Annotated in this window: 16 protein-coding genes; 5 read left to right on the top strand and 11 right to left on the bottom strand. The window is 41.2% G+C overall.

The window, feature by feature from the left end; all coding sequences use genetic code 11:
• Positions 1-6: 6 nt before the first annotated feature.
• Genes recC through recD form a run of 3 tightly spaced genes read left to right on the top strand, consistent with a single transcriptional unit; the run spans position 7 to position 8874 of the window.
• Complete coding sequence (gene recC / locus P20311_RS03650) at positions 7-3306, top strand: exodeoxyribonuclease V subunit gamma (RefSeq protein WP_008109782.1); 3300 nt, start codon at positions 7-9, stop codon at positions 3304-3306.
• On the top strand, positions 3293-6859 hold the full coding sequence (gene recB / locus P20311_RS03655; RefSeq protein ID WP_008109783.1) for an exodeoxyribonuclease V subunit beta: 3567 nt from the start codon (positions 3293-3295) through the stop codon (positions 6857-6859). Before recC ends, recB begins: the two co-directional genes overlap by 14 nt.
• Positions 6856-8874: an exodeoxyribonuclease V subunit alpha gene (recD, locus tag P20311_RS03660; RefSeq protein WP_008109786.1), complete on the top strand. Its 2019-nt coding sequence runs from the start codon at positions 6856-6858 to the stop codon at positions 8872-8874. The genes recB and recD overlap by 4 nt, the downstream gene beginning before the upstream one ends.
• A 13-nt stretch (positions 8875-8887) precedes the next feature.
• Here the strand turns inward: recD and P20311_RS03665 are convergent, their stop codons facing one another.
• Both P20311_RS03665 and P20311_RS03670 read right to left on the bottom strand, forming a co-directional pair.
• Positions 8888-9520 (bottom strand): trimeric intracellular cation channel family protein, encoded by a 633-nt coding sequence (locus P20311_RS03665; RefSeq protein WP_008109789.1) that lies wholly within the window; start codon positions 9518-9520, stop codon positions 8888-8890.
• A 123-nt stretch (positions 9521-9643) separates the two neighbouring features.
• Positions 9644-10933: an amidohydrolase gene (locus tag P20311_RS03670; RefSeq protein ID WP_008109790.1), complete on the bottom strand. Its 1290-nt coding sequence runs from the start codon at positions 10931-10933 to the stop codon at positions 9644-9646.
• A gap of 328 nt (positions 10934-11261) precedes the next feature.
• On the opposite strand from P20311_RS03670, the gene P20311_RS03675 reads away from it, so the two are divergent.
• Positions 11262-12320 (top strand): hypothetical protein, encoded by a 1059-nt coding sequence (locus tag P20311_RS03675; protein ID WP_008109793.1) that lies wholly within the window; start codon positions 11262-11264, stop codon positions 12318-12320.
• A 164-nt stretch (positions 12321-12484) separates the two neighbouring features.
• A complete protein-coding gene (locus tag P20311_RS03680) occupies positions 12485-13546 on the top strand; it encodes a hypothetical protein (RefSeq protein WP_008109795.1) in 1062 nt (353 codons plus the stop codon).
• Between the two features lie 48 nt (positions 13547-13594).
• On the opposite strand, the gene ttcA is transcribed toward P20311_RS03680, so the two are convergent.
• From ttcA to P20311_RS03725, 9 genes are all read right to left on the bottom strand, one after another.
• On the bottom strand, positions 13595-14509 hold the full coding sequence (ttcA, locus tag P20311_RS03685; RefSeq protein ID WP_008109797.1) for a tRNA 2-thiocytidine(32) synthetase TtcA: 915 nt from the start codon (positions 14507-14509) through the stop codon (positions 13595-13597).
• Between the two features lie 92 nt (positions 14510-14601).
• A complete protein-coding gene (uspE, locus tag P20311_RS03690) occupies positions 14602-15528 on the bottom strand; it encodes a universal stress protein UspE (RefSeq protein WP_008109799.1) in 927 nt (308 codons plus the stop codon).
• Positions 15529-15634: 106 nt separating this feature from the next.
• A complete protein-coding gene (locus P20311_RS03695; RefSeq protein WP_008109801.1) occupies positions 15635-16372 on the bottom strand; it encodes an FNR family transcription factor in 738 nt (245 codons plus the stop codon).
• A 42-nt stretch (positions 16373-16414) separates the two neighbouring features.
• Positions 16415-17086 (bottom strand): sulfite exporter TauE/SafE family protein, encoded by a 672-nt coding sequence (locus P20311_RS03700; protein ID WP_008109803.1) that lies wholly within the window; start codon positions 17084-17086, stop codon positions 16415-16417.
• On the bottom strand, positions 17079-17246 hold the full coding sequence (gene ccoS, locus P20311_RS03705; RefSeq protein WP_008109812.1) for a cbb3-type cytochrome oxidase assembly protein CcoS: 168 nt from the start codon (positions 17244-17246) through the stop codon (positions 17079-17081). Before ccoS ends, P20311_RS03700 begins: the two co-directional genes overlap by 8 nt.
• Positions 17243-19615 (bottom strand): heavy metal translocating P-type ATPase, encoded by a 2373-nt coding sequence (locus tag P20311_RS03710; RefSeq protein ID WP_008109814.1) that lies wholly within the window; start codon positions 19613-19615, stop codon positions 17243-17245. Before P20311_RS03710 ends, ccoS begins: the two co-directional genes overlap by 4 nt.
• An 8-nt stretch (positions 19616-19623) precedes the next feature.
• Positions 19624-20115, bottom strand: a complete 492-nt coding sequence (locus P20311_RS03715) for a FixH family protein (RefSeq protein ID WP_008109815.1) — start codon at positions 20113-20115, stop codon at positions 19624-19626.
• Positions 20116-20264: 149 nt separating this feature from the next.
• Complete coding sequence (ccoP, locus tag P20311_RS03720) at positions 20265-21299, bottom strand: cytochrome-c oxidase, cbb3-type subunit III (protein WP_008109816.1); 1035 nt, start codon at positions 21297-21299, stop codon at positions 20265-20267.
• Positions 21296-21481 carry a cbb3-type cytochrome c oxidase subunit 3 gene (locus P20311_RS03725; protein ID WP_010389598.1) on the bottom strand — a complete coding sequence of 62 codons (186 nt, stop codon included), beginning with the start codon at positions 21479-21481 and terminating at the stop codon, positions 21296-21298. The genes ccoP and P20311_RS03725 overlap by 4 nt, the downstream gene beginning before the upstream one ends.
• Between the last annotated feature and the right edge of the window lie 2 nt (positions 21482-21483).

A 21483-nucleotide genomic window follows, 5' to 3' on the forward strand; every position in this document is an offset into this window, starting at 1 on the left:
TATCGTATGCTCAATATTATTCAATCAAACCGTATGGAAGCCCTGCAAGCGCAGTTTCATCAGCTATTAAAAGTAAACCCATTGCAAAGCCCATTTGATAAAGAAGTGGTGTTAGTGCAATCGCCGGGTATGTCGCAGTGGCTAAAAATTGGTTTAAGTGAAAATTTAGGCGTAGCCGCGCAGGTAGACTTTCCGCTGCCGTCGAGCTTTATTTGGCAGTTGTACCAGCAACTATTGCCAAACGTGCCTAAAGAGTCGGCGTTTAATAAACCGAACCTTGCTTGGAAACTGTTTGCAATTTTACCTACTTGTATTGACGAGCCACTGTATTTACCCCTAAAAACCTATTTAGAGGGGGATATTGACGGCCAAAAAACCTTTGCCCTATGTGAAAAAATAGCCGATGTGTACGACCAATATTTAATGTATCGCCCCCATTGGATAGCGACTTGGGATAGTGGTGTTGATACGCTTGACGATGTTGATATAACGATTGCGCCTTGGCAACCCGATTTATGGCGTCGTATCGTCAAATTAAGCAAGCAGCTGGGGCAAAGCCAATTTCACCGTGCCAATATGCAAGGGCAGTTACTCAGTGCACTTGAGAGCATGGATAGCAGCTTATTACCAAAACGTATTAGTTTATTTGGTATATCGGCGATTGCTAGCTCGCAGCTTGAGGTGTTTGAAGCCTTAAGTAAAAAAACTGAAGTGTTTTTGTTCTTTTTTAACCCTAGCGAGCATTACTGGGGCGATATAATTGATGAAAAAACAGCCGCTAAAATCACCGCTAAATATGCCAAAATGCCGCTGGTGGAAGCACAGCAAAAAAAGCACACCAACCCCGATGAGGAATACTATTTTATTGGTAATCCGCTGTTATCGTCGTGGGGTAAACTAGGCCGCGATTATTTTGAGCAACTAGTGCAGCTTGATGCCCGCTGGATTGATGGCTTTATAGATGCATTTGACGACAGCTTACTTGGCCAAGTGCAAAGTGAAATTTACCAACTTGCCTTTAAAGGTGAGTCGCTCACCGATAACAAAGAATGGTTTATTAACGATGAGGGCAAGCTGCCAATAAGTGTAAACGATGCAAGCATTACACTTAGCGATTGCCATACACCACTTCGAGAAGTAGAGCGTTTGCACGATTACTTACTTAATTTATTTAATCAAAATTCAGCGCTTACCCCCAAAGACATCATCGTGATGATGCCCGACGTTGGTACCTACAGCCCTTATATTGAAGCAGTTTTTGGTGGTGCACAGGGCAGCCGATTTATACCTTATGCGCTAGCCGATTTAGCCATAGAGCAAGAAAAGCCAGTGCTGAGTTCGTTTGCTAGTTTAGCTAACCTACCGTTCTCGCGCTTTGGTGTGTCGGATATTCTCGATTTATTACAGGTTACCCAAATTGCTGAAAAGTTTGGTTTAGAAGCGCATGAATATGAGCAAATTCAGTATTGGTTGGAGCGCGTTGGCGTTAAATGGGGTGTAAACGCGGAACATAAAAGTAGCTTTGACTTACCTGCAATTGAGTTAAACACCTGGCAACATGGCTTAAACCGGTTACTACTGGGTATTGCCATGCGCGATGAACAATGCCCATTTAATGGTATTTATAGTGCCGATGAGGTTGAGGGCATGGCGCTCGATACACTCAATAAGCTGGTACATTTTATTGATGTATTGCAAGACTTTAAAGCTAAGCTCACCCCCGATGATACACTCACTAATAAAGCCCAAATTTTAAGTGAGCTGCTCAATACTATTTATGAGAGCGAAAGCGACGACAGTTGGGATTTATTAGTACTGCAAAAAGTACTCGAAGACATTGGCAAACATCATGATAATGGTGATTACAGTGAGGCCGTGTCGCAGCGCATTGTTAGCTATTTAATTAAACAAGGCATACAAGAAAAAGGTGTCGGCCAACGTTTTTTAGTGGGGCAGGTGAATTTTTGTACGTTAATGCCAATGCGCGCTGTGCCGTTTAAGGTGGTGTGTATGCTAGGCTTGAATGATGCCGATTACCCACGTACCGTGCAGCCTATCGGGTTTGACCTAGTACCTTATTCTAAAAAGCAAAAAGGTGACCGTTCACGAAAACTCGATGACCGCTACCTCTTTTTAGAAGCGCTTCTTAGTGCCCGAGATAATTTATATATGAGCTACATTGGTCGATCATGTTTTGATAACCAGCCACGCATGCCATCAACACTTGTCAGTGAATTGTTAGAATACATAGGTCGCAGCTTTAAACTTAGCGAACCCAGTGATAAACCCTTGCCAGATTGCCTTATTAGCCAACAACATTTACAACCTTTTAATAGTCATTATTATTTGCCAGCTAGCGCTGAACAGGCAGGGCTTAACAACCACAGCTATAACCCAATTTGGCTGCCTAGCGAGGCCATTGAGCCAAAATCAATCACTGCGCTTGATGTAACGCCTCCAGAGCTGCTTGATCTTGATATGTTTATTCGCAGTGTGTGCCACGCCCAAGAGAGCTTTTATCAGCAAAGCCTAGGGTTACGTTTGCCGCAATTTAACGATATAGCCAAAGATGAAGAACCGTTTAGCTTAGATGCGCTGCGCCGTTATTTTTACCTTGATGAAATACTTGAAGCTAATATTAACGATACCCCACTGAGTACCGAACAAATACTGCAGCGCGGTGAGTTGCCGCAAGCCCATGTTGGCAGCTTAATTTATGAGAGCATGCAACATCGCGTTGATGCGCTTGCAGGGCAAGTAAAACAACAAATAAAAGCGGGTAAAAGCGAACCGATAGAAGTATTACTGTCACTTGAAAACACCACCATTGAAGGCTGGCTAAACCATGTGTATATGCAAAAACAAGTGTTTTATCGCAGTGCCAGTATTAAAGCTAAAGATTTAATTAAAGGCTTTATTTATCACCTTGCTGCACAAAGCATGCAACAAGAGGTTGAAACCTTATTGCTAGGTTTAGATAAGCAAATAAGCTTTGCCCCAATGAGTAAAGCCGATGCCGATTTACTGCTTGCAGATTGGTTTGCGCTTTATAAAGAATTACGCAACAAGCCCGTCGCGTTTTTTCCGGTAAGTGGTTATGAATACGTAAAAAGCGGTGGTGATATGGCAAAAGCCAACAGTAAATTTAGTCCACAGTATATTGGCCGAGGCGAAGGAGAAAACCCTTATATTCGTCTCACGGTGCAATCACTTAATGACTGCCAAGACGAATTTATACATTGGAGCGATAAGCTACTCGACCCATTATTTGAGCACGCCAAGGAGAGTGACTATGCAAGCGCTTAATCCACTCACTATGCCATTATCAGGGCAAAGCTTAATTGAAGCCAGTGCTGGCACAGGTAAAACCTACACGATCACGGGTTTGTATTTGCGCTATTTATTGGGCATGCAAATACCTGGTGAGCTGAATACGCCATTGAGTGTTGAGCAAATTTTGGTAGTCACCTTTACCGATGCCGCCACGCAAGAAATTAAAGACCGTGTTCGCAGCCGTATTATTGCCGCGCGTGATGCGTTACTTGGGCAAGTACCCAATGATGAGCTAATTGAGGGTGTAATAGCGGGCGTTGATGACAAGCACCGTGCGTTTGACTTACTTGATGCCGCAGCTAAATCAATGGACGAAGCGGCTATTTTTACCATTCATGGCTTTTGTCAGCGAATGCTAAAGCAGCATGCGTTTGAATCCGGTGTGGCATTTAACTTAGAGTTCATTTTAGATGAGCGCGATATTCTGCTTGAAACCATAAAAGACTTTTGGCGCGCGTTTGTATACCCACTCAGTAAAGAAAGAACAGATGCGATTTTAGCGGTATTTGCTGCGCCCGAATCACTATTTAGTCATGTAAATAGTATTTTAAATAAGGCGAACGCAGAGATAACCCCGCAAGTTAGTTTAGATGCGGTATGGCAAGCGCGAGATGAATACTTGGCGTTTGTTCCAGCCTTTAAAAAAGCCTGCCTAGAGCAAGAGTTTATTGGTGCTGTTAAAGCATCCGATTTAAGTGGCTCAAAAACACCTGGGCGAAAGGGCAGTCTTGTTGCACTTGAAGCATTTTGCTTAGGCAATGATGACTTTTTTGAATTTGGTACCAGTAAGTATTCGTTTGAGGTGTGGAGTAGCGAGAACTTAAGTAATGCCGCTAATTATAAAAAAAATGGCACATTACTGACTCATCCACTTATTAGCCAATTCGATGCCTTAGCCGCACTTAACAACACCATTAACCAAGGGTTAAAAATTGCGATAGTGCAATATGCGGCGAGCTGGGTAAAAGCGGCCATAGTTAAACGCAAACAAGAACAAAGCGTGATCACCCCTGACGATTTACTGACTAATTTACACAGTGCCTTAAAGAGTGAACAAGGTGATGTGCTCGCACAAAAAATAGCGCAGTTATTTCCGGTGGCAATGATAGATGAGTTTCAGGATACTGACCCGATTCAGTACGGGATTTTTAGTAAAATTTATGCTCAAAGCAATACCACTTTAGCTATGATAGGCGATCCTAAACAAGCAATTTATGGGTTTAGGGGCGCAGATATATTTACCTACATTGGCGCAAAAGAAGCGGTAGATGAGCCACAACAATTTACATTGGGCACTAACTTTCGCTCAAGCAGTGATATTGTAAATAGCGTAAATAGCTTATTTAGCAAATACGCCAATAGCTTTATTTATAACGATGCCATTCCCTTTAATAAAGTGAAAGCCAAGGGCAAAAAAGCAGATGAGTCGTTTTTAATTGATGGCAAACCGGCCACCGCCTTTGAATTTAATGTGTTTGTAGATGAAGCCGGCGATGAAAAAAATAAGCCGACCAGTAAAGGCGTAGGGCAAGCTCATTTAGCCACCCATTTTGCTAATAAAATAGTTACTTTACTTGAGCAAGCAAACCAAGGTGTTGCCTGTATTGGCGCTAACCCTGTCAGTGCTGCTGATATTTGTATTTTGGTGCGCGACCGCGTTGAAGCACAAATAATGAAGCAAGCGCTGAGTAAAGCTAATATTGCCAGTGTGTATTTGTCGCGCGACAGTGTATTTAGTCAAGAGTTGAGTCATCACTTGCTCAACTTTTTAACAGCTTTGCATGGTCAGTACGATGAGGCATTACTTCGCGGTGTATTAGCCGGCCCGTTATTTTGTTTAAGCTATAACGATATTTTTGTTCTAGCCGATGATGAAAATAGCTGGCAAGAACACCTAAACTTTTTTGCTCAACTTAGCCATATTTGGCACAAGCAAGGGGCAATGGCAATGCTTGAACGCTTACTGAGTCATAATCAGCTCAGTGCGAAATGGCAGGGCTTGGGCTATAACGTAGAACGTTGGCTTACCGATTTTAGGCACCTTGGCGAAATACTGCAGCAAAAACAAATAGAGCTTGAAGGGACACTTCGTTTATTACGTTGGTTTGCGCAAAAGGTGAGCCAGCAAGATGGCGAAACAGTGCAAGTTCGCTTAGAAAGTGATGCGAACTTAGTTAAAATTGTGACTATGCATGCTTCTAAGGGGCTTGAATACCCATTGGTATTTATGCCATTTGCCAGTGGTTATCGTGAAACTAAAGACGCGCTTTATCATCAAAATGGCAAGTTGATTTACGATTTAAGTAAAGACGAAAACGCCCTGCAAAAAGCCGAACAAGAACGTTTAGCAGAAGATTTACGCTTGCTTTATGTGGCACTGACCCGAGCAGTGCATTTTTGTTCGCTGGGCGTGTATAACATTTCTCAAGGGCAAAGTAGCCGTTTAGCAATTCAAAGTAGTGCGCTGGGGCATGTATTATTCTCAGGGTTAGAGATAACCAGCAGCCAAGTGTGGCGCACCCATTTAAGTGAATTTTGTGAGACTAATCATGCTATGCAATACCAGCAATTTACCTCTGGCGAACTAGTTGAGCAGGGCATACTTCGCTTAAATAACAGTGACACTAAACAGCACGATTTACTTATTAATACAGTAACGGCGCAGATTGAACGTGACTGGCGAGCAACCAGCTTTAGTGCCTTGAGCTTTAAAAAGCATGCAGAGCAACTTGCTCCAGGGCGCAGTGATGAAGATCATCAAAGAGATGAGTTTGCTGTGCAGCAAGATGAACTTCCTTCACCGTATGGCTTTCCAAAGGGTGCAAAACCAGGGAGTTGTTTGCACGAAATATTTGAGCAGCTTGATTTTACCAGTCCGGTAAATCATCCCACGAATACAGAGCAAAACTTAACGGCTGTGATTGAGCGTGCTTTTGAAAAATACCATATCGATGAGCAATGGCAGCAAATTACCGAGCAATGGGTACTCGATGCACTTAATTGCCCGTTAAACAGCGAGAATAATTTAAGTTTGAGCCAATTAGCGCCAAGTGACTGTTTAGTAGAAATGGAGTTTAATTTACCGCTTAGCAGCCTCAGTGCCCCTAAGCTTAATGAAGTGTTGATTAAACATTTTGGCTTTAACCAGAGTAAACTTGAGTTTGCCCATGTGAAAGGGTTACTAAAAGGCTTTATTGATTTAATTTTTTGCTACCAAGGCAAGTATTATATTTTAGATTATAAATCGAATTATTTGGGCAGCACCCCTGCCGATTATGTTCCTGAGCAGCTAGAGCAAGCCATGACCAGCCATCAATATCATTTACAGTATTTAATTTATACCGTAGCGCTGCATCGCTTGCTTAAACAGCGAATTCCCGATTATTCAATAGAGACGCATTTAGGCGGTGTTTATTATACTTTTTTACGCGGTATGCCAGCAGGAGAGGGAGTGTACTTTAAACAGCTAAGTGCAGATCAAGTCGTTATTTTAGATGGCTTGTTTAGCCAAGGAGCCATGCTATGAGTGATTTAAATCAACAACCGGGTTTGTTTGATGACTTAGATGATGCGCCTTTAGATGAACCTGTGCTCACAACAGCGCAGCCAACGATGCAGACCAGCGAAAGCATTAAAGTCGTGCCGTTGCTAACGTATTTAACGGACGAACATAGAGTGCGTGTGGTTGATGTAAAACTGGCTGAATTACTCAGTGGCACAAACGCACAGCAAGGGTATGACGACCTCTTTTATATAATTTTAATGCTGTGTTTATCGCAGCAAAGCCAACATAGCTGTTTAACCCTAACAGAGGTTGATTGGACTAATCCGTTTAATTTACGTCAAAGCGACTTTACTAAACTAGAGGGCACACAGCCTGACACTCTGAGCCCATTTAGTGATGACTTTACGACTGAGGCGGCAATACGTTATTTACTCTCACATCACAGTGTTGGGGAGCAAAAGCCGCTGCAATTGTTTAATCAACGGTTATATTTTTCTCGTTTAGCAGGCTATGAACAGACTCTTGCGCAACGATTACTAACAATGAGCGAGCGACAACTTAACATTGATGATGCAGTACTTGCTCAGTTATTAACTCGCTACTTTCCTGATGATCCGAGTATTGATATTGATTGGCAAAAAGTAGCGTGTGCGATTGCCGCTACAAAAGGTTTTAGTGTGATCACGGGCGGGCCTGGTACAGGTAAAACCACCACGGTGACAAAGCTGTTAGCGATTTTGCAGTCGTTATATCAAGCGGCACCATTGAGCATAAAATTAGTAGCGCCCACCGGTAAAGCAGCGGCGCGACTAACCGAGTCAATTTTAGGGGCCAAAAATAAGCTTAATGAAATACCGGATGAGATTAACGCGTTGATCCCGCAAAGTGCGCAAACCATTCATCGTCTGTTAGGAGTTAAGCCATTTACCAATAAATTTCGGCACGATAAAAGCAATCCGCTGCATGTTGATGTGCTGATTATTGATGAGGCCAGTATGGTCGACTTATCACTTATGGCTAAATTAATCGAGGCTTTGCCAGATCATGCCCGATTGATTTTACTCGGTGATAAAGACCAACTTGCCTCGGTTGATACTGGCAGCGTAATGAGTGATTTATGCCAAGGGTTAGTGCTTGGGCAAACACCACATTATTCGAAAGTACGCTGCGAGCAATTGAACACGCTGTGCTTTAATGGCGCCATTAAACTCAACGCGCAAACTCAAAGTGAGTTTAAACTCGCTGACTGCATTGCTTTTTTACAACATAGTTATCGGTTTGATGCCAAAAGCGGTATTGGTCAATTGGCGCTGGCTGTAAATACCAACAACCGAGGAATATTAAACTATGTTGAACAACAAAGCAGCGAAGGGCATTTTAGCGATATTATTTTAGACTATGATTTTGTTTCCACACCGATTGAAAAGTTAGTAAATAGTGCCGCAAGTCATTATGCTAATTACCTAACACTGATAGCCCAAGATGCCAGTGTTGCACAAATACATGCAGCTTTTGCCAGTTATCAGTTACTGGCTGCGGTTCGTGAAGGCGATTATGGTGTTAATAGTTTAAACCTGCGTATTGAACGGGTATTGCAACAGCAAGGTTTAATAAGCGTTAACCCTAATCAGCGGCATTATACAGGGATGCCAATTATGGTTAGCCAAAACGACTATCAGCTAAAATTATTTAACGGTGATATAGGGATTTTAATGCCCGATGATAGCGGTCAACTCAAGGCACTGTTTATTGATGAGCAAGGCAATGAACGGGCATTTTCGCCCGCACGATTACCGGCGCACGATAAAGTCTATGTAATGACCATTCATAAATCCCAAGGCTCAGAGTTCAGTTATACAGCGATGGTATTACCACCGCTCAAGCAGGCGAGTATCGGTATTAATAGGCAATTAGTGTACACGGGAATTACCCGGGCAAAGCATACCTTTGAGCTGGTGGCAGATAAAAAAGTGCTGCAACTGGCCATGGGTAAAAGTGTATCACGGGCGTCAGGCTTGTATGAGCGATTAGTGTAAAGCCATACTTATACTAATCGTTTATTTTTGGGGTTCGCTTTCTAAAAACGTTGGGTTGCCAGCCAAAATGCAGTGCGCCCAATCTTAGAAAAACGGTTACCAATAATGAACCTATAATGCACCATAAATAAGGTGCTTCTAATAAAAATAGCGTGGCATAGGTTAAGCCTCCTGCAAAACACGCGGTGGAGTAAAGTTCTTCGCGCATCACCAGCGGTACTTCTCTACAGATCACATCACGTATTAAGCCGCCAAATATACCCGTTGTCATTCCCATTGTAAGCGCAACCACCATGGTTGTGCCTTCAATGAGTGCTTTTTCAATACCGACCACATTAAAAATAGCCATACCAATGGCGTCAACCAGCAACATGTAATAGTTAGACACATCGGGTAAGTGGCGAATAAACATTACGGTGACAAAAATAGCGCCATAGGTGGCATATAAAAAATTTGGATTGGCTATCCAAAATACAGGTTGGTTAAGAAGAATGTCTCTTAGTGTGCCACCGCCTAAAGCTGTGACTGAGCCAACAACGACAACACCAAATCCACCAATGTCTTTGTCATGGCCTAATAACGCACCTGAAATTGCAAAAAATGCGACGCCAATAAGGCTCAAAAAGTTAAAATATTCTGCCGTCATTGAGGTGTCCTTACCAGATTTAGAATTTATAATTAAAGGTAAGCGATTAGGGATTTATATTAGCTGAATAACACTATAAAACAAGCACATGAGTATTACCTCTGTGCTTGTTATGATGGGTTGTTATTGTAAGTAGTCAACGACCAGTTGAGATAATGATTCTACGCCAAGTTGTAAGGCATTTTCGTCAACATAAAACTGAGGTGAATGATTACTTGGCGCCGTTTTAGCGTTTTGATCTTTTGGAGTGACGCCTAAAAAGTAAAACAGTCCAGGAGTTTCTAGCGCATAATAACTAAAGTCTTCTGCACCGGTAATCAAATCTGTAGTAATAATGTTGTCAGCGCCAGCAATACGGGCAAGCGTAGGGGTCATTTTTTGAGTCAGTGCAACATTATTTACTGTTACAGGGTAACCGTGATCTATATGTACGTCGGCTTTTGCACCAGCGGATTCGGCAACCAGCTCAGCGGTTTTAGCTAAACGTTTTTTAATATCGGCGCGCATAGTTTGATCAAAGGTTCTAATTGTTCCAATTAGCTCGACGATATCAGGGATTATATTTGAGCGTATGCCGCCATTAATCGCGCCAAACGAAATCACAGAAGGTGCTTTAGTTACATCAACTTGGCGTGAGGCGATTGTTTGAGTTGCCATTATAATTTGTGATGAAGCAACTATGGGATCTACGCCATTCCAAGGGCGCGAGCCATGGGTTTGACGACCCGTTACGTTAATTGTGAAAGAGTCTTCACTGGCCATTAGTGGCCCTTCTCTAAAGCCAATTTGACCAGTATTAAGTGAGCTGGTGACATGTAAGCCAAATACCGCCTCTGGCTTTTGTTTAAATAAACCTTCTTTTAGCATTAGCTCAGCGCCACCTTCTTCTCCCTCGGGGGCACCTTCTTCAGCCGGTTGAAATACAAACAGTACGTCACCCGCTAACTGATCTTTTATTTTTACCAGTGACTCTGCTACGGCCATTAAAATTGCAACATGAGTGTCGTGCCCGCAGGCATGCATAACGCCTACTTCATTACCACGATAGGTTGAGGTTTGTTTAGAGGCAAAGGGCAAATCAACTTGTTCGGTAACGGGTAAAGCATCCATATCGGCACGAAGAGCGACTAAAGGACCTTTTTTACCACCGCTTAATTTAGCCACAACACCGGTATGCGCAACATCGGTTTGTACTTCAAGACCCAAAGATTTTAAATGGTTAGTAATGTACTTAGCGGTTTCAAATTCACGGTTACTAAGCTCTGGATATTGATGCAAATGCCGACGCCATGTAATGACTTTTTCACTCACGCTTTGTGTTGCATGTTCAAGTTGGGTGTTAATGCTACTAGCAAAACTAGGCGCTGAAATAGCAGTAAATAAAACACTGCCAAAAATTATTTTTTTTATCATTTTAATTCCTTGGTTTTCATCGTGTGTAATTAACTTACGCTATTACATCAATAAAAAGTAGTGTTGTTTAATAGTTAATCGCAGTCCAAGAAAAGTTTGTTGAAGCTGCTTAAAAAAGTATTTATTGCTATTTTGTTTAGCACAATAGTTTAGCGCTTTTGTCGTATTTTAGTGCAGATGTTTAGCTTTAACGGTGGAAATGATAACAAAATGTTGCATTTTTTGAATTTGTTCCCAATACTGGTCAATGCATTGCTTTTATCATGCACTGACATCAGCGTGTAATAAGCTAAACATAATAAAAATATTGAATCAGTTAAGGATTAATATGAATAACACACACATATTTAAACGCGCGACTTTATTTGCAGCCGCAATAGGACTCTTAATGAGTTTTTCTGCGCTCAGTAAAGAGTATAAAGTAGTTTTAATTCATGGCTTGCAAGTATCTCAGCTTACTAATAAAGCAGGCAGTGATGTGGTAAATGACGGTCAAAGTTATTGGCAGTCTTATTGGGTGAATCGTGCAGATGAGCGTATTGATTGGCCTGCATATGAGCGAATAGAAGGCAAAATTACCACAGATTGGGTATGGCCCAAGCTACAACAGATCTCTCGTTCAAATCTATGCGAACCAGGCTGTGTGTTTGTAACCCACTCAACCGGTGATTTAGTTGCCCGATATATCATAGATAACCAAGAAAACTGGCTAGAAAACGCGGGTTTAAAACCGCTTAATATTATAGCGACCTTTGATTTGGCGGGTGCTGGTGGCGGCAGTGAATTAGCCGACTTAGCGGTGAGCGCGTTAAACGGCGCATCGTGGAATTTTGCAGTTGATGCTGCATTAACATGGTGGCTAGGCAGTGAGGTTAATGAAGCGGTAGGTGTTTTACACGATTTAAAAGTTAATAATGCACGCAGAATTGCGCCATTACCTGATGCGCGTACACCACGATTACGTTTTGTGGCCGATGGTAATGCTTACTTAGGTTTAACGGCAGGCTTTTTACGTGGTAACGATGATTCGGTAGTCGCTACTCACTCATCATGTGGCGCAAGCTCGGTAAGCTCATTTGGTAGTTGTAGTGCCAATATTGACACCAATGGGCGTTTAACTTCACAAGGTGATGCTGTTAGTAGCTTTATGCCATACCATTATCCCTTAATGATGACTAATAGCTACAGCCATAACGAAATTCAACAAGCGCAGCGCCAAGGTAACGTAACGGTGGCGATGAATAATATTAGCGTAGCTGGTGATACATTAGGATATGAAACTGTAGATGAAACCACCGGTAGCTGGTTTTGGAAAAAACAATACCGTTATGTAAAAGGCTCTGATAATTTGAGTGCATCAGCACTTATATATAATGTGATCCCATAAATGTGATTGTGCGTGCGGCTTTATATGCTGCACGCTTTTTATATTAATTCGCTTTATTCAGTGATTTATTTTTAGGTAAGAAAACCTGAATGCAAATAGCAACAGGTTATCGCTCTAACAATGATTAACTGCTATTGCGAATTGATGTTATAGGATAAATAACAATGAAAAAATCCTACGTTATTGCTTTAGTGATTATTGTTGCCGGCTTAGTGTGGTTTTTAGGTCAAGGTAATGCTAGTTATTCAGCTTCGCAAACAACAGCTAAAGAGCATAATAAAACACCTGAACTTGCGGCTATGTCGGCAAAATCAGAGGTACCAGCAGTTAAATCAAGCATAAAAAAAATGCCTGAAGAGCAGCATGAGTTTAATGAAGATATAGCTAAAGCAGCATCGGCGGTAGCGCAGCAATATCAGCAAAGCTTAGCATTTCCGCCATATTCGCAACCTCTAACGGTAAATGATGAAGACCGGCTTAAGCCAAATCAGTTTTTTCCGGTTAGTAGCCCAGTGGGAGAGCAGGGCGGGGAGTTAACCTTAAGTTTATCTCAATATCGCTATGTCTACCCGCAAGCGATTAAATTAACCATAAGCGCACAAAATTTAGGTAAAGCACAGGTAACACTCAGTGATACTGATACTAAACAGCCGTTAAAAACACACAGCGGTGTTGCTCGTGACAATGAGTTGGCAATTACGTTTAAAGGTGAGGAGGACTATCCTCGCAATTTACAGTTATTAGTTGAAGCCGACATTGCGGGTAAAATGGTTCCTGTGGTGGCACAAATACAATATATGCCGCCTAGTGCGACCCTAACTAGCTTTGATAACGCGTATCCACGTAATGATAATATGATAGTGCCTGCTAACTTAACAGTGATAAAAAGTGGCTTATATCGTCTAAGAGCTAACTTATACAGTGGAACTTCGCCATTAGCACATTTAGTTGCTAAAGCACGTTTAAATGAAGGCAGCCAACAAATTGATTTTAAAGCGCATTGGTCTGTTTTGCCTAAGCAAACGAATGACTTACGGTTGAGGGACTTTGTTATTGAACGTATGTCGCCAAGCCCAGGTGAGCGTAACAGCTTTGGACAAAGTGAAATAAGTGAGTTTACTATTGAGGATTTTGCTTACGATAGCTTACAACAGCTGCCTTATCAGGCGAATAAACAAGAAATGCAGAGTTTAGAGTTTTTACAAGGATTAGCTGCCAGTAAGTAGTAGCATAGAACAGAGTGTAGGGTTTGCATTACTGCAAACCCTTAAAAATTAGCTTAAGTTAATAGTAACTACATCTGCTTGGTTTGTTTCATCTTGTTCAGGATTAACCGGCGCTTTTGGTATGTCGGGTTTATCTAACGCAATGTCGCCACCATCAATAACGTCACCGGTTTGCAGATTTGCAAAATCAAACAGTTGGTTATCAGCTAAATGCGAAGGCACAACATTTTGCATGGCAGTAAAAATACTTTCTATACGCCCAGGGTGCTCTTTATTCCATTGCGCTAGCATATTTTTAGTGTGCTTACGTTGTAAGTTTTCTTGTGAGCCACATAAGTTACACGGAATAATAGGGTAGCCTTGGCTAAATGCGTATTGGCTAATATCGGCTTCTTTACAATATGCTAATGGGCGAATAACCATGTGCTCGCCGTTATCACTCATTAGCTTAGCCGGCATACTTTTAAGTTTGCCACCGTAAAACATATTTAAAAACAAGGTTTCTATCATGTCATCGCGGTGATGGCCTAAAGCTATTTTTGTGGCTCCTAGCTCTTTAGCGGTGCGGTACAAAATACCACGACGCAGACGAGAGCAAAGTGAGCATGTTGTTTTACCTTCAGGAATAATATCGGTAACAATACTGTAGGTATCTTCTTCGACAATTTTATATTCAATATTTAAGTTATCAAGGTATTCAGGCAGTACATGCTCAGGGAAGCCTGGTTGTTTTTGGTCAAGGTTAACCGCAAAAAGCTCAAACTTAATAGGGGCAACCCGCTGTAAATGTTGCAGCATATCGAGCATAGTATAACTGTCTTTGCCGCCCGATAAGCACACCATGATACGGTCACCTTCTTCTATCATGTTAAAGTCCATGACAGCTTGACCTGTGAGGCGGCGTAAACGCTTTTGAAGCTTATTTAAGTTGTGTTGAGCTTTGGCTTGAGCAGAATGAGACACTACGCCCCCTTATAAATAGTACGGCAAAATTAATTGCTAAAAATAAAGGGGCGTATTATATGCCATATGTAATATCACAGCTACAGCAAACGTTAACTTTCTGCAAGGGGGCTTACATAGCCGTCAGGTTTCAATGCAAGTACATCACAATCAAGGCTGTCAATAACATGCTCAGCGGTGTTACCTACTAATGCTGCACTTAAGCCGGTACGTCCCACAGTGCCAATAACCACTAATTCACTATTTAAACGTTTAGCAACATCTGGTATCACATCTTCTGGCAAGCCTTCTTCTATAAAGCACTGCTCAGAGGTTAAGTTAAACTCATTAGCTAGTTCATTAGTTGACTCAATATGATGTTTTTTAACTGATTCGTTGTAAAGCCCGGGGTTAAACTCAGGAATTTCTATGGCAATATTTACCGGTGTAGCAGGGAAAGCATTGACTAAGTTAAGTTTAGCATTAGCGAGTTCACATAAAAACTGTGCATCTTTAATAATGCGCTTATTAAGTGATAGGTGCTGTTCATTTTCACTGACTGCATTTACGGCAGCTAAAATATTACCTTGTGCTGGCCATTGCATATCTTTTACAAATAATACCGGCGTTGGGCATTTTCTAACTAAGTGCCAGTCTGTAGGAGTAAAAATAACCGCTTTTAGTGCGCCGTGTTGATGCGTACCTTTGATAACTAAGTCGTATTTATCATTGATAACGGTATTAATTATTGCCTCGTATGGTCGATTATGCCAAATAACTTGCGTATCAATATTAATATTTTGATAAGGAGAGACCAGATCTTTAAGCCATAGCTCGCGATCTTTGAGGACGGCTTGACGCATTGCTTCACGTTCATCGCCTGATAACATAGTGGTCATTTCGTAAGAAAAATCGTAAACCGTCATAAAGGCGGTAATGCTCGCACCCGATTTTTTGGCTAAATCTATTGAACGCGCGAGGGCATTTTGATCGTCTTTAGTTGGGTCAATAACCGCGATAATACGTTTAATCGTTTCCATTGTGCTACTCCATTCACTTAACAGTTATATATTTAGTGTAACGCAAATACACAACAGTTAAAGGGGTAGCACTAAGATTATTGTTCTATATCAATTTATTGATCTATTAACGGGGTTTTACAATCGCAGCTGTTTTCGCAAGCGCGTCATTATCTAAAATAGTAATAAACTTACCTTCTACTTTGATCAAATCTGCTTTTTGAAAACGGCTCAATAAACGGCTAATGGTTTCAACAGTTAAACCAAGGTAGTTGCCAATTTCACCGCGAGTCATAGTAAATCTAAATTCTTTACGTGAAAAACCACGTTCACCAAAACGCTCTGATAAATTATAAATAAAACTCGCTAGGCGTTCTTCGGCAGACTTTTTATTAAGTAGTAGCAGCATTTCTTGATCGTAGGTTATTTCACTACTCATTAAGCGCATAATTTGTTGGCGTAGCTTAGGCAGTTTACCAGCAAGTTCGTCAAGGGTATCAAAGGGGATTTCACATACCATTGAGGTTTCTAGTGCTTGAGAAAAGCTTTGATGCTGCATTTTGTTAATGGCATCAAATCCAACAAGGTCGCCAGCTAAGTGAAAACCGGTAATTTGTTCATCGCCTTGCTCAGACAAGGTATACGATTTAAACGAGCCTGAACGAACCGCATAAATTGCATTTAAAGGCGCGCCTGATTCAAATAAGTAGTCACCTTTGTGTAATGGTTTTTTTCGCTCAATGATCTCATCAAGTTTATCCATTTCTTGGCCATTTAAAGAAAATGGTAAACATAACTGGCTAATACTGCAGTTATTACAGCTAATAGCACAATTACCTTTAGCACGACTTTGAGAAAAATCCATAAGTTCAATCCGTTAAATTTCTATGCACGACATTTATCAATGTTAATGCACTAGCTTATCTGTTGCAATGATCAGAAGGTAGATACCGTACCAAATGATAACACTGCCTAATGTTATTCGTGTCCATGGGTGGTTAAAAAGCGTATTTAGCTTTTGTGCAGCCACACCTAAGGTGATCATGGCAGGAAATGTCCCTAGGGCAAATGACAGCATAACCAAAGCACCATTGAGGGCGTTGCCACTGGTCATTGCCCAGGTAAGTGCAGAGTATACTAAACCGCACGGTAACCAGCCCCATAACGCGCCATAACCAAGGGCTTTTAAAGGCGAATCAATGGGCATTAAATATTTATTAAGTTTAATTAAGTGCTGCCAAATAAGGGTTTTACCCAGTTTTTCAAGCCACTGTAAGGTGGCGGCTATGCGCATAATATAAACGCCAACCAGTAACATAAAAATACCGGCTAAAAATGACAAAAATAATGAAAAGGCAGAATTTTGCGTGGCAAACTGGCTACTAATACCCGCAACAAGGGCTCCTGCTAACATATAACTTAAAGCTCGACCGCTGTTATAAGCAACAGAATATAACCAGGTTTGACGTTTGTTACAGGCAAGTTGTAACGAACTGGCAATACCGCCACACATAGCAATGCAATGACCACTGCCAATTAAACCCATTAAAAAAGCGCTAACAAAAATAGGGTCAATCATTACTTTTATTGTGCTGCTCTTTGTCGTCTTCAAACAAAATACTGTGGCCTTGCTTGTTTAAATCAGAGAATTGCTCGCCTTTTACAGCCCAAAAAAACACGCCAATAGCAATTAATACAAACAAAATAGCAATAGGAACTAAAATATAAATTATGCTCATAACTTTAATAGCCTTAGTGAATTACATATCACAATAATTGAGCTGGCAGACATACCAATAACCGCCATCCACGGCGCAACTAAGCCCATAGCAGCAAGCGGTAATATTGAGCCATTATATAATAAAGAAAGTGTTAGGTTTTGTTTAATTATACGTCGTGTTTGCTTGGCAACGGTTAATAAATGCGAGATGGAGGCTAAGTCACTGTTAAGCAATACAACATCGGCACTGTTTTTAGATATATCGGCACCGGTTTCCATGGCGATAGATAAATGGGCACTGGCAAATACTGGGCTGTCGTTTACGCCATCACCAACCATAGCAACAATTTCACCTTGCGATGACCAGTGATCAACGGCATTTTGTTTATCTTTTGGACTGCAACTGGCTTGCACTGAGTTAAGCTTTAACTTTTTAGCGACTTTGGCACCCGCATCAGATGCATCACCAGTTAGCATATGGCAACTAAGGTTAGCCGCTTGTAAAACATTAATTAGCTTATCGGCATCGGCTTTAACTTTATCTACAAAGTAAAAGCGTGCAACAGCCTGCTTGTTTATGTAAAGCGTGGCCTGTGCGTTGGTTTTCTTTGTATCAAACCAACCACTTTTACCAATAGCGTAATGCGTATTATCAAACTGAGCACTTATCCCAATGCCTGGGTGGAGTTGTACATCGTCAAATTTACGCTGTCCTTTAAACTCCTTAAATGCACTGGCAATAGGGTGTTCAGAGTAACTTTCAAGCTGGGCTGCAATATCAAGAACTTGCTCTTTACTGTAGTTATCATCAAGTATGTCAACCACGTCGAGGCTAAACTTACCTTGTGTAAGCGTACCTGTTTTATCAAAGGCAAATAAAGTGAGCTTTGATAGGGTTTCGAGCACATGCGCTTGCTTAATTAATATGCCTTTGCGGGTTAAGGTTGCTACAGCACAGGTTAATGCGGTTGGAATTGCTAAACTTAATGCGCACGGGCAAGTGGCCACTAACACCGAAATAGTGATCCAAAATGCAACGTCAGGATCTACCTGATACCAACCAATCGCAGTTATGGAAGCAAATACCAGTAATACAGCAACAAACCACTGCGCCACTTTATCGGTAATTTCAACCAGTCTTGGGCGTTTTGTCAGGGCATTATGTTGCAGGCGAATAATTTGATTAAGCAGGGTGTTTTGGCCTAGCTTATTGATTTTTATTTCAATTATACCATCATGATTAACCGTGCCTGCATATACGTTATGATCAATATACTTTCGTACTGGTTGATGTTCGCCGGTCATCATCGACTCATCAACACTGGTACTGCCTTTAACTAATATGCCATCAGCAGGAATGGTTTCGCCTGCTTTTATTAACACAATATCGTTAAGTTTGAGTTTTTTGGCGGCAATGATGTGCTCATTACCGTGTTCATCGAGCGTACGCGCAGTAAGGGGTAACAACTTTTGCAAGTTAGCAGTAAATTCACTGGCTTTTAAACGCGCTCTAAACTCTAAGTATTTACCTAATAAGAGTAAAAAGGTAAACATACAAATAGATTCAAAGTAAACTTCGCCTACTTCCATTACTGTGGCATAACAGCTAGCGCCATAAGCACCAAAAATAGCCAATGATACTGGTAAGTCCATATTCAGCTGTTTTGCTTTTAAGCCATTAATTGCATTACTTAAAAAGGGCAGGGCGCTGTATAGAATAACGGGGGTGGCGAGAATTAAACTGATCCATCTAAAGTACTGTTCAAAATTGCTGTCCATTCCAGAGAACATGCCAAAGTACATTGCAAAGGCAAACATCATCACTTGCATGGTCATCAAACCTGCAACACCGAGACGACGAATATACGCTTTGGCAGTTTGCTGTTTTTGCTGGGCTTCTAAATCTGATTGGAAAGGGTACGCTTTATAACCTATTTCAGCCAGTGAGGTAATTAGCTCACTTAAAGGCGTGGCGCTTTTATCCCAGTGGATCATGGCACGATTCGTTGAGGTATTTACATCAACGCGTTTTACTGATTTAAGGTTTAATAATTGTTTTTCAATAAGCCAAGCACAGGCAGCGCAAGTTATACCTTCAACACTCAGTAGTACCTCAGAACTGTCATTATGGGTGCTAATAAACTCATCTTGAATATCTTCATTGTCATAGCTTTTAATAAAAGCGAGCTGTTCAGGAACCAGTTGTTCTACTTTACCAGCGCTAACAGTGCGGTATTTGTAGTAATCGGTCATTCCTTGGTCAATGATATTCTGTGCAACAGCCTGACAGCCAATGCAACACATTGGCTGAGATGTATTGTCTATAACTACATGTGCGCTAAACCCAGCAGGCACACTTTCAAGACAATGAAAGCAATTTTTAGACATACTAAATACTACTTATAGTTAGGAGTAACTAAAACGGTGGTTGTGGTTGGTAAAGTGACACTTTCTTTCATTTTCCAACTAGCATCAACGGGTTCAATAAACACTGAGTAAGCACCAGCCGTGTAGCTTTCTAATAATGCAGTAAACTCTTGGTTTGCATTAGGCGTCAAGGTTGCTTCAAAATCGTGGGCTTTAATAGTACGGTGGAAAAATGACAATTTTAGTGCGTGGATGTTGCTCGTATCGCCTTTAGTAAATTTAAAGCTTACTCGCTCATCAGATACATTTAGGTCACCATGCAGATACAAGGCTTTTGCTTTATCAAACTTGATTAGTTCTAAGTTGATTGCTTTGCCTTTTTTATAGTAATCGTCCACAACCATATCTGGGCCGTTACCAATGGCTGTAATAAATAAACTAATGCAGCCAATAATTGCAGCTAGAGGGAAGAAGATTAAAAACCAAGGCCAAAAATTTTTATACCACGGAGTCGGTTGCATAGTTGCTCTAAAATTGATGAATGTGCAGCTATATTATAATAAATAAAAGAAAAAGACTAAAAAAAAGCCTCCGAGTGGAGGCTTTTTTGATCTGTATTAATCTATTGAAATAAAAAGATTAAAACTGAAACGTTTTGTTAACTTTATCGTTATTTTTCTTGCGATAAGCTGTAAACGTAAGCAGTTAATAGGTGAATTTTGTCTTCGCCTAAAATCTCTTTAAATGCAGGCATTACACCAGCACGACCGTGGTTAAGTGTTTCTTCAACAGCACGTTGAGAACCACCGTATAACCAAATGTTATCAGTTAGATTTGGTGCACCAAACGGTAGGTTATGCGCAACTGAGCCTTTACCATCTGCCCCATGACATGCTGCACACATAGCGAACTTCGCTTTACCTGCCTCAGCGTCTTTTTGGTTAACAGTACGACCAGAGAGGCTAAGTACGTAAGCGGTCATTTCTTTAACGCCTTGCTCGCCTAATGCATCACCCCAAGGCGGCATTGCTGCAACACGACCTAAAAGTAATGTTTCTCTGATTTTGTCAGGCGTACCGCCATATAACCAGTCGTTATCTGTTAGGTTAGGGAAGCCAGTACCACCACGAGCATCAGAGCCATGACATTGCGCACAGTTTTGAGCAAATAAGCGTTGACCAATTTCAACTGCTAATTGACCCTGCGTTTGTTCATGTTTAGTGCCATTTTCAAGAGCGATTTGCTGAGCTGCATCACCCGCTAATTTAGAGTCAACTAATTCTAAAACAGGGGTTTTTGCCAATTCATTAAAAATCGGACCAAAACGCTCTTCAGCAGCGCGGTATTCTGCATCTAGCTTTACAAAGCGGCCATCTTCTTTAGCATCAATGACTGCTTCTTTCGATTCAGTTAAAGAGGTAACACCTTGATTTGAGCTAGTCCACTTTGCCAAGCCTTCCCAATTACCTAAACCTGGGTAAGCTGCTAGGTAATAAACAGACCATACAAACGTTGCGAAGAACATGTAAGTCCACCATTTTGGTAGTGGATTGTTTAATTCTTCAATGCCGTCAAACTCATGTCCACAGCTTTCACCTTCTTTTACGCCTACATAGTTTTTTAAGTTCCAAACTAGTAGACCAAAGATAATGATTAAGCATGCAAGGGTTAATACAATAACCCATATACTCCAAAAGCTAGTCATTTCTCAGACCCCTTTTCCTCGTTAGAGAGTGTATTGTTGTGTTTTTTTTCATCTTCAAAGATGACATTAGCAGCGTCTTTAAAACGACTTTTACTACGCTTGCTATATGCCCATCCAACAATCACAATAAATAATACTAAAATTACCAGAGTCAAAATGCCTCTGTATGTCCCGTAGTCCATAA

Origin of the sequence: Pseudoalteromonas sp. BSi20311 (genome assembly GCF_000239875.1) — a bacterium.
GTDB lineage: Bacteria > Pseudomonadota > Gammaproteobacteria > Enterobacterales > Alteromonadaceae > Pseudoalteromonas.

What these genes read in the sequence shown, in the direction of transcription:
- recC (WP_008109782.1), top strand. Translation starts at nt 7, where the DNA reads ATGCTCAATATTATTCAATCAAACCGTATGGAAGCCCTGCAAGCGCAG.
- recB (WP_008109783.1), top strand. Translation starts at nt 3,293, where the DNA reads ATGCAAGCGCTTAATCCACTCACTATGCCATTATCAGGGCAAAGCTTA.
- recD (WP_008109786.1), top strand. Translation starts at nt 6,856, where the DNA reads ATGAGTGATTTAAATCAACAACCGGGTTTGTTTGATGACTTAGATGAT.
- P20311_RS03665 (WP_008109789.1), bottom strand. Translation starts at nt 9,520, where the DNA reads ATGACGGCAGAATATTTTAACTTTTTGAGCCTTATTGGCGTCGCATTT.
- P20311_RS03670 (WP_008109790.1), bottom strand. Translation starts at nt 10,933, where the DNA reads ATGATAAAAAAAATAATTTTTGGCAGTGTTTTATTTACTGCTATTTCA.
- P20311_RS03675 (WP_008109793.1), top strand. Translation starts at nt 11,262, where the DNA reads ATGAATAACACACACATATTTAAACGCGCGACTTTATTTGCAGCCGCA.
- P20311_RS03680 (WP_008109795.1), top strand. Translation starts at nt 12,485, where the DNA reads ATGAAAAAATCCTACGTTATTGCTTTAGTGATTATTGTTGCCGGCTTA.
- uspE (WP_008109799.1), bottom strand. Translation starts at nt 15,528, where the DNA reads ATGGAAACGATTAAACGTATTATCGCGGTTATTGACCCAACTAAAGAC.
- P20311_RS03695 (WP_008109801.1), bottom strand. Translation starts at nt 16,372, where the DNA reads ATGGATTTTTCTCAAAGTCGTGCTAAAGGTAATTGTGCTATTAGCTGT.
- P20311_RS03700 (WP_008109803.1), bottom strand. Translation starts at nt 17,086, where the DNA reads ATGATTGACCCTATTTTTGTTAGCGCTTTTTTAATGGGTTTAATTGGC.
- ccoS (WP_008109812.1), bottom strand. Translation starts at nt 17,246, where the DNA reads ATGAGCATAATTTATATTTTAGTTCCTATTGCTATTTTGTTTGTATTA.
- P20311_RS03710 (WP_008109814.1), bottom strand. Translation starts at nt 19,615, where the DNA reads ATGTCTAAAAATTGCTTTCATTGTCTTGAAAGTGTGCCTGCTGGGTTT.
- P20311_RS03715 (WP_008109815.1), bottom strand. Translation starts at nt 20,115, where the DNA reads ATGCAACCGACTCCGTGGTATAAAAATTTTTGGCCTTGGTTTTTAATC.
- ccoP (WP_008109816.1), bottom strand. Translation starts at nt 21,299, where the DNA reads ATGACTAGCTTTTGGAGTATATGGGTTATTGTATTAACCCTTGCATGC.
- P20311_RS03725 (WP_010389598.1), bottom strand. Translation starts at nt 21,481, where the DNA reads ATGGACTACGGGACATACAGAGGCATTTTGACTCTGGTAATTTTAGTA.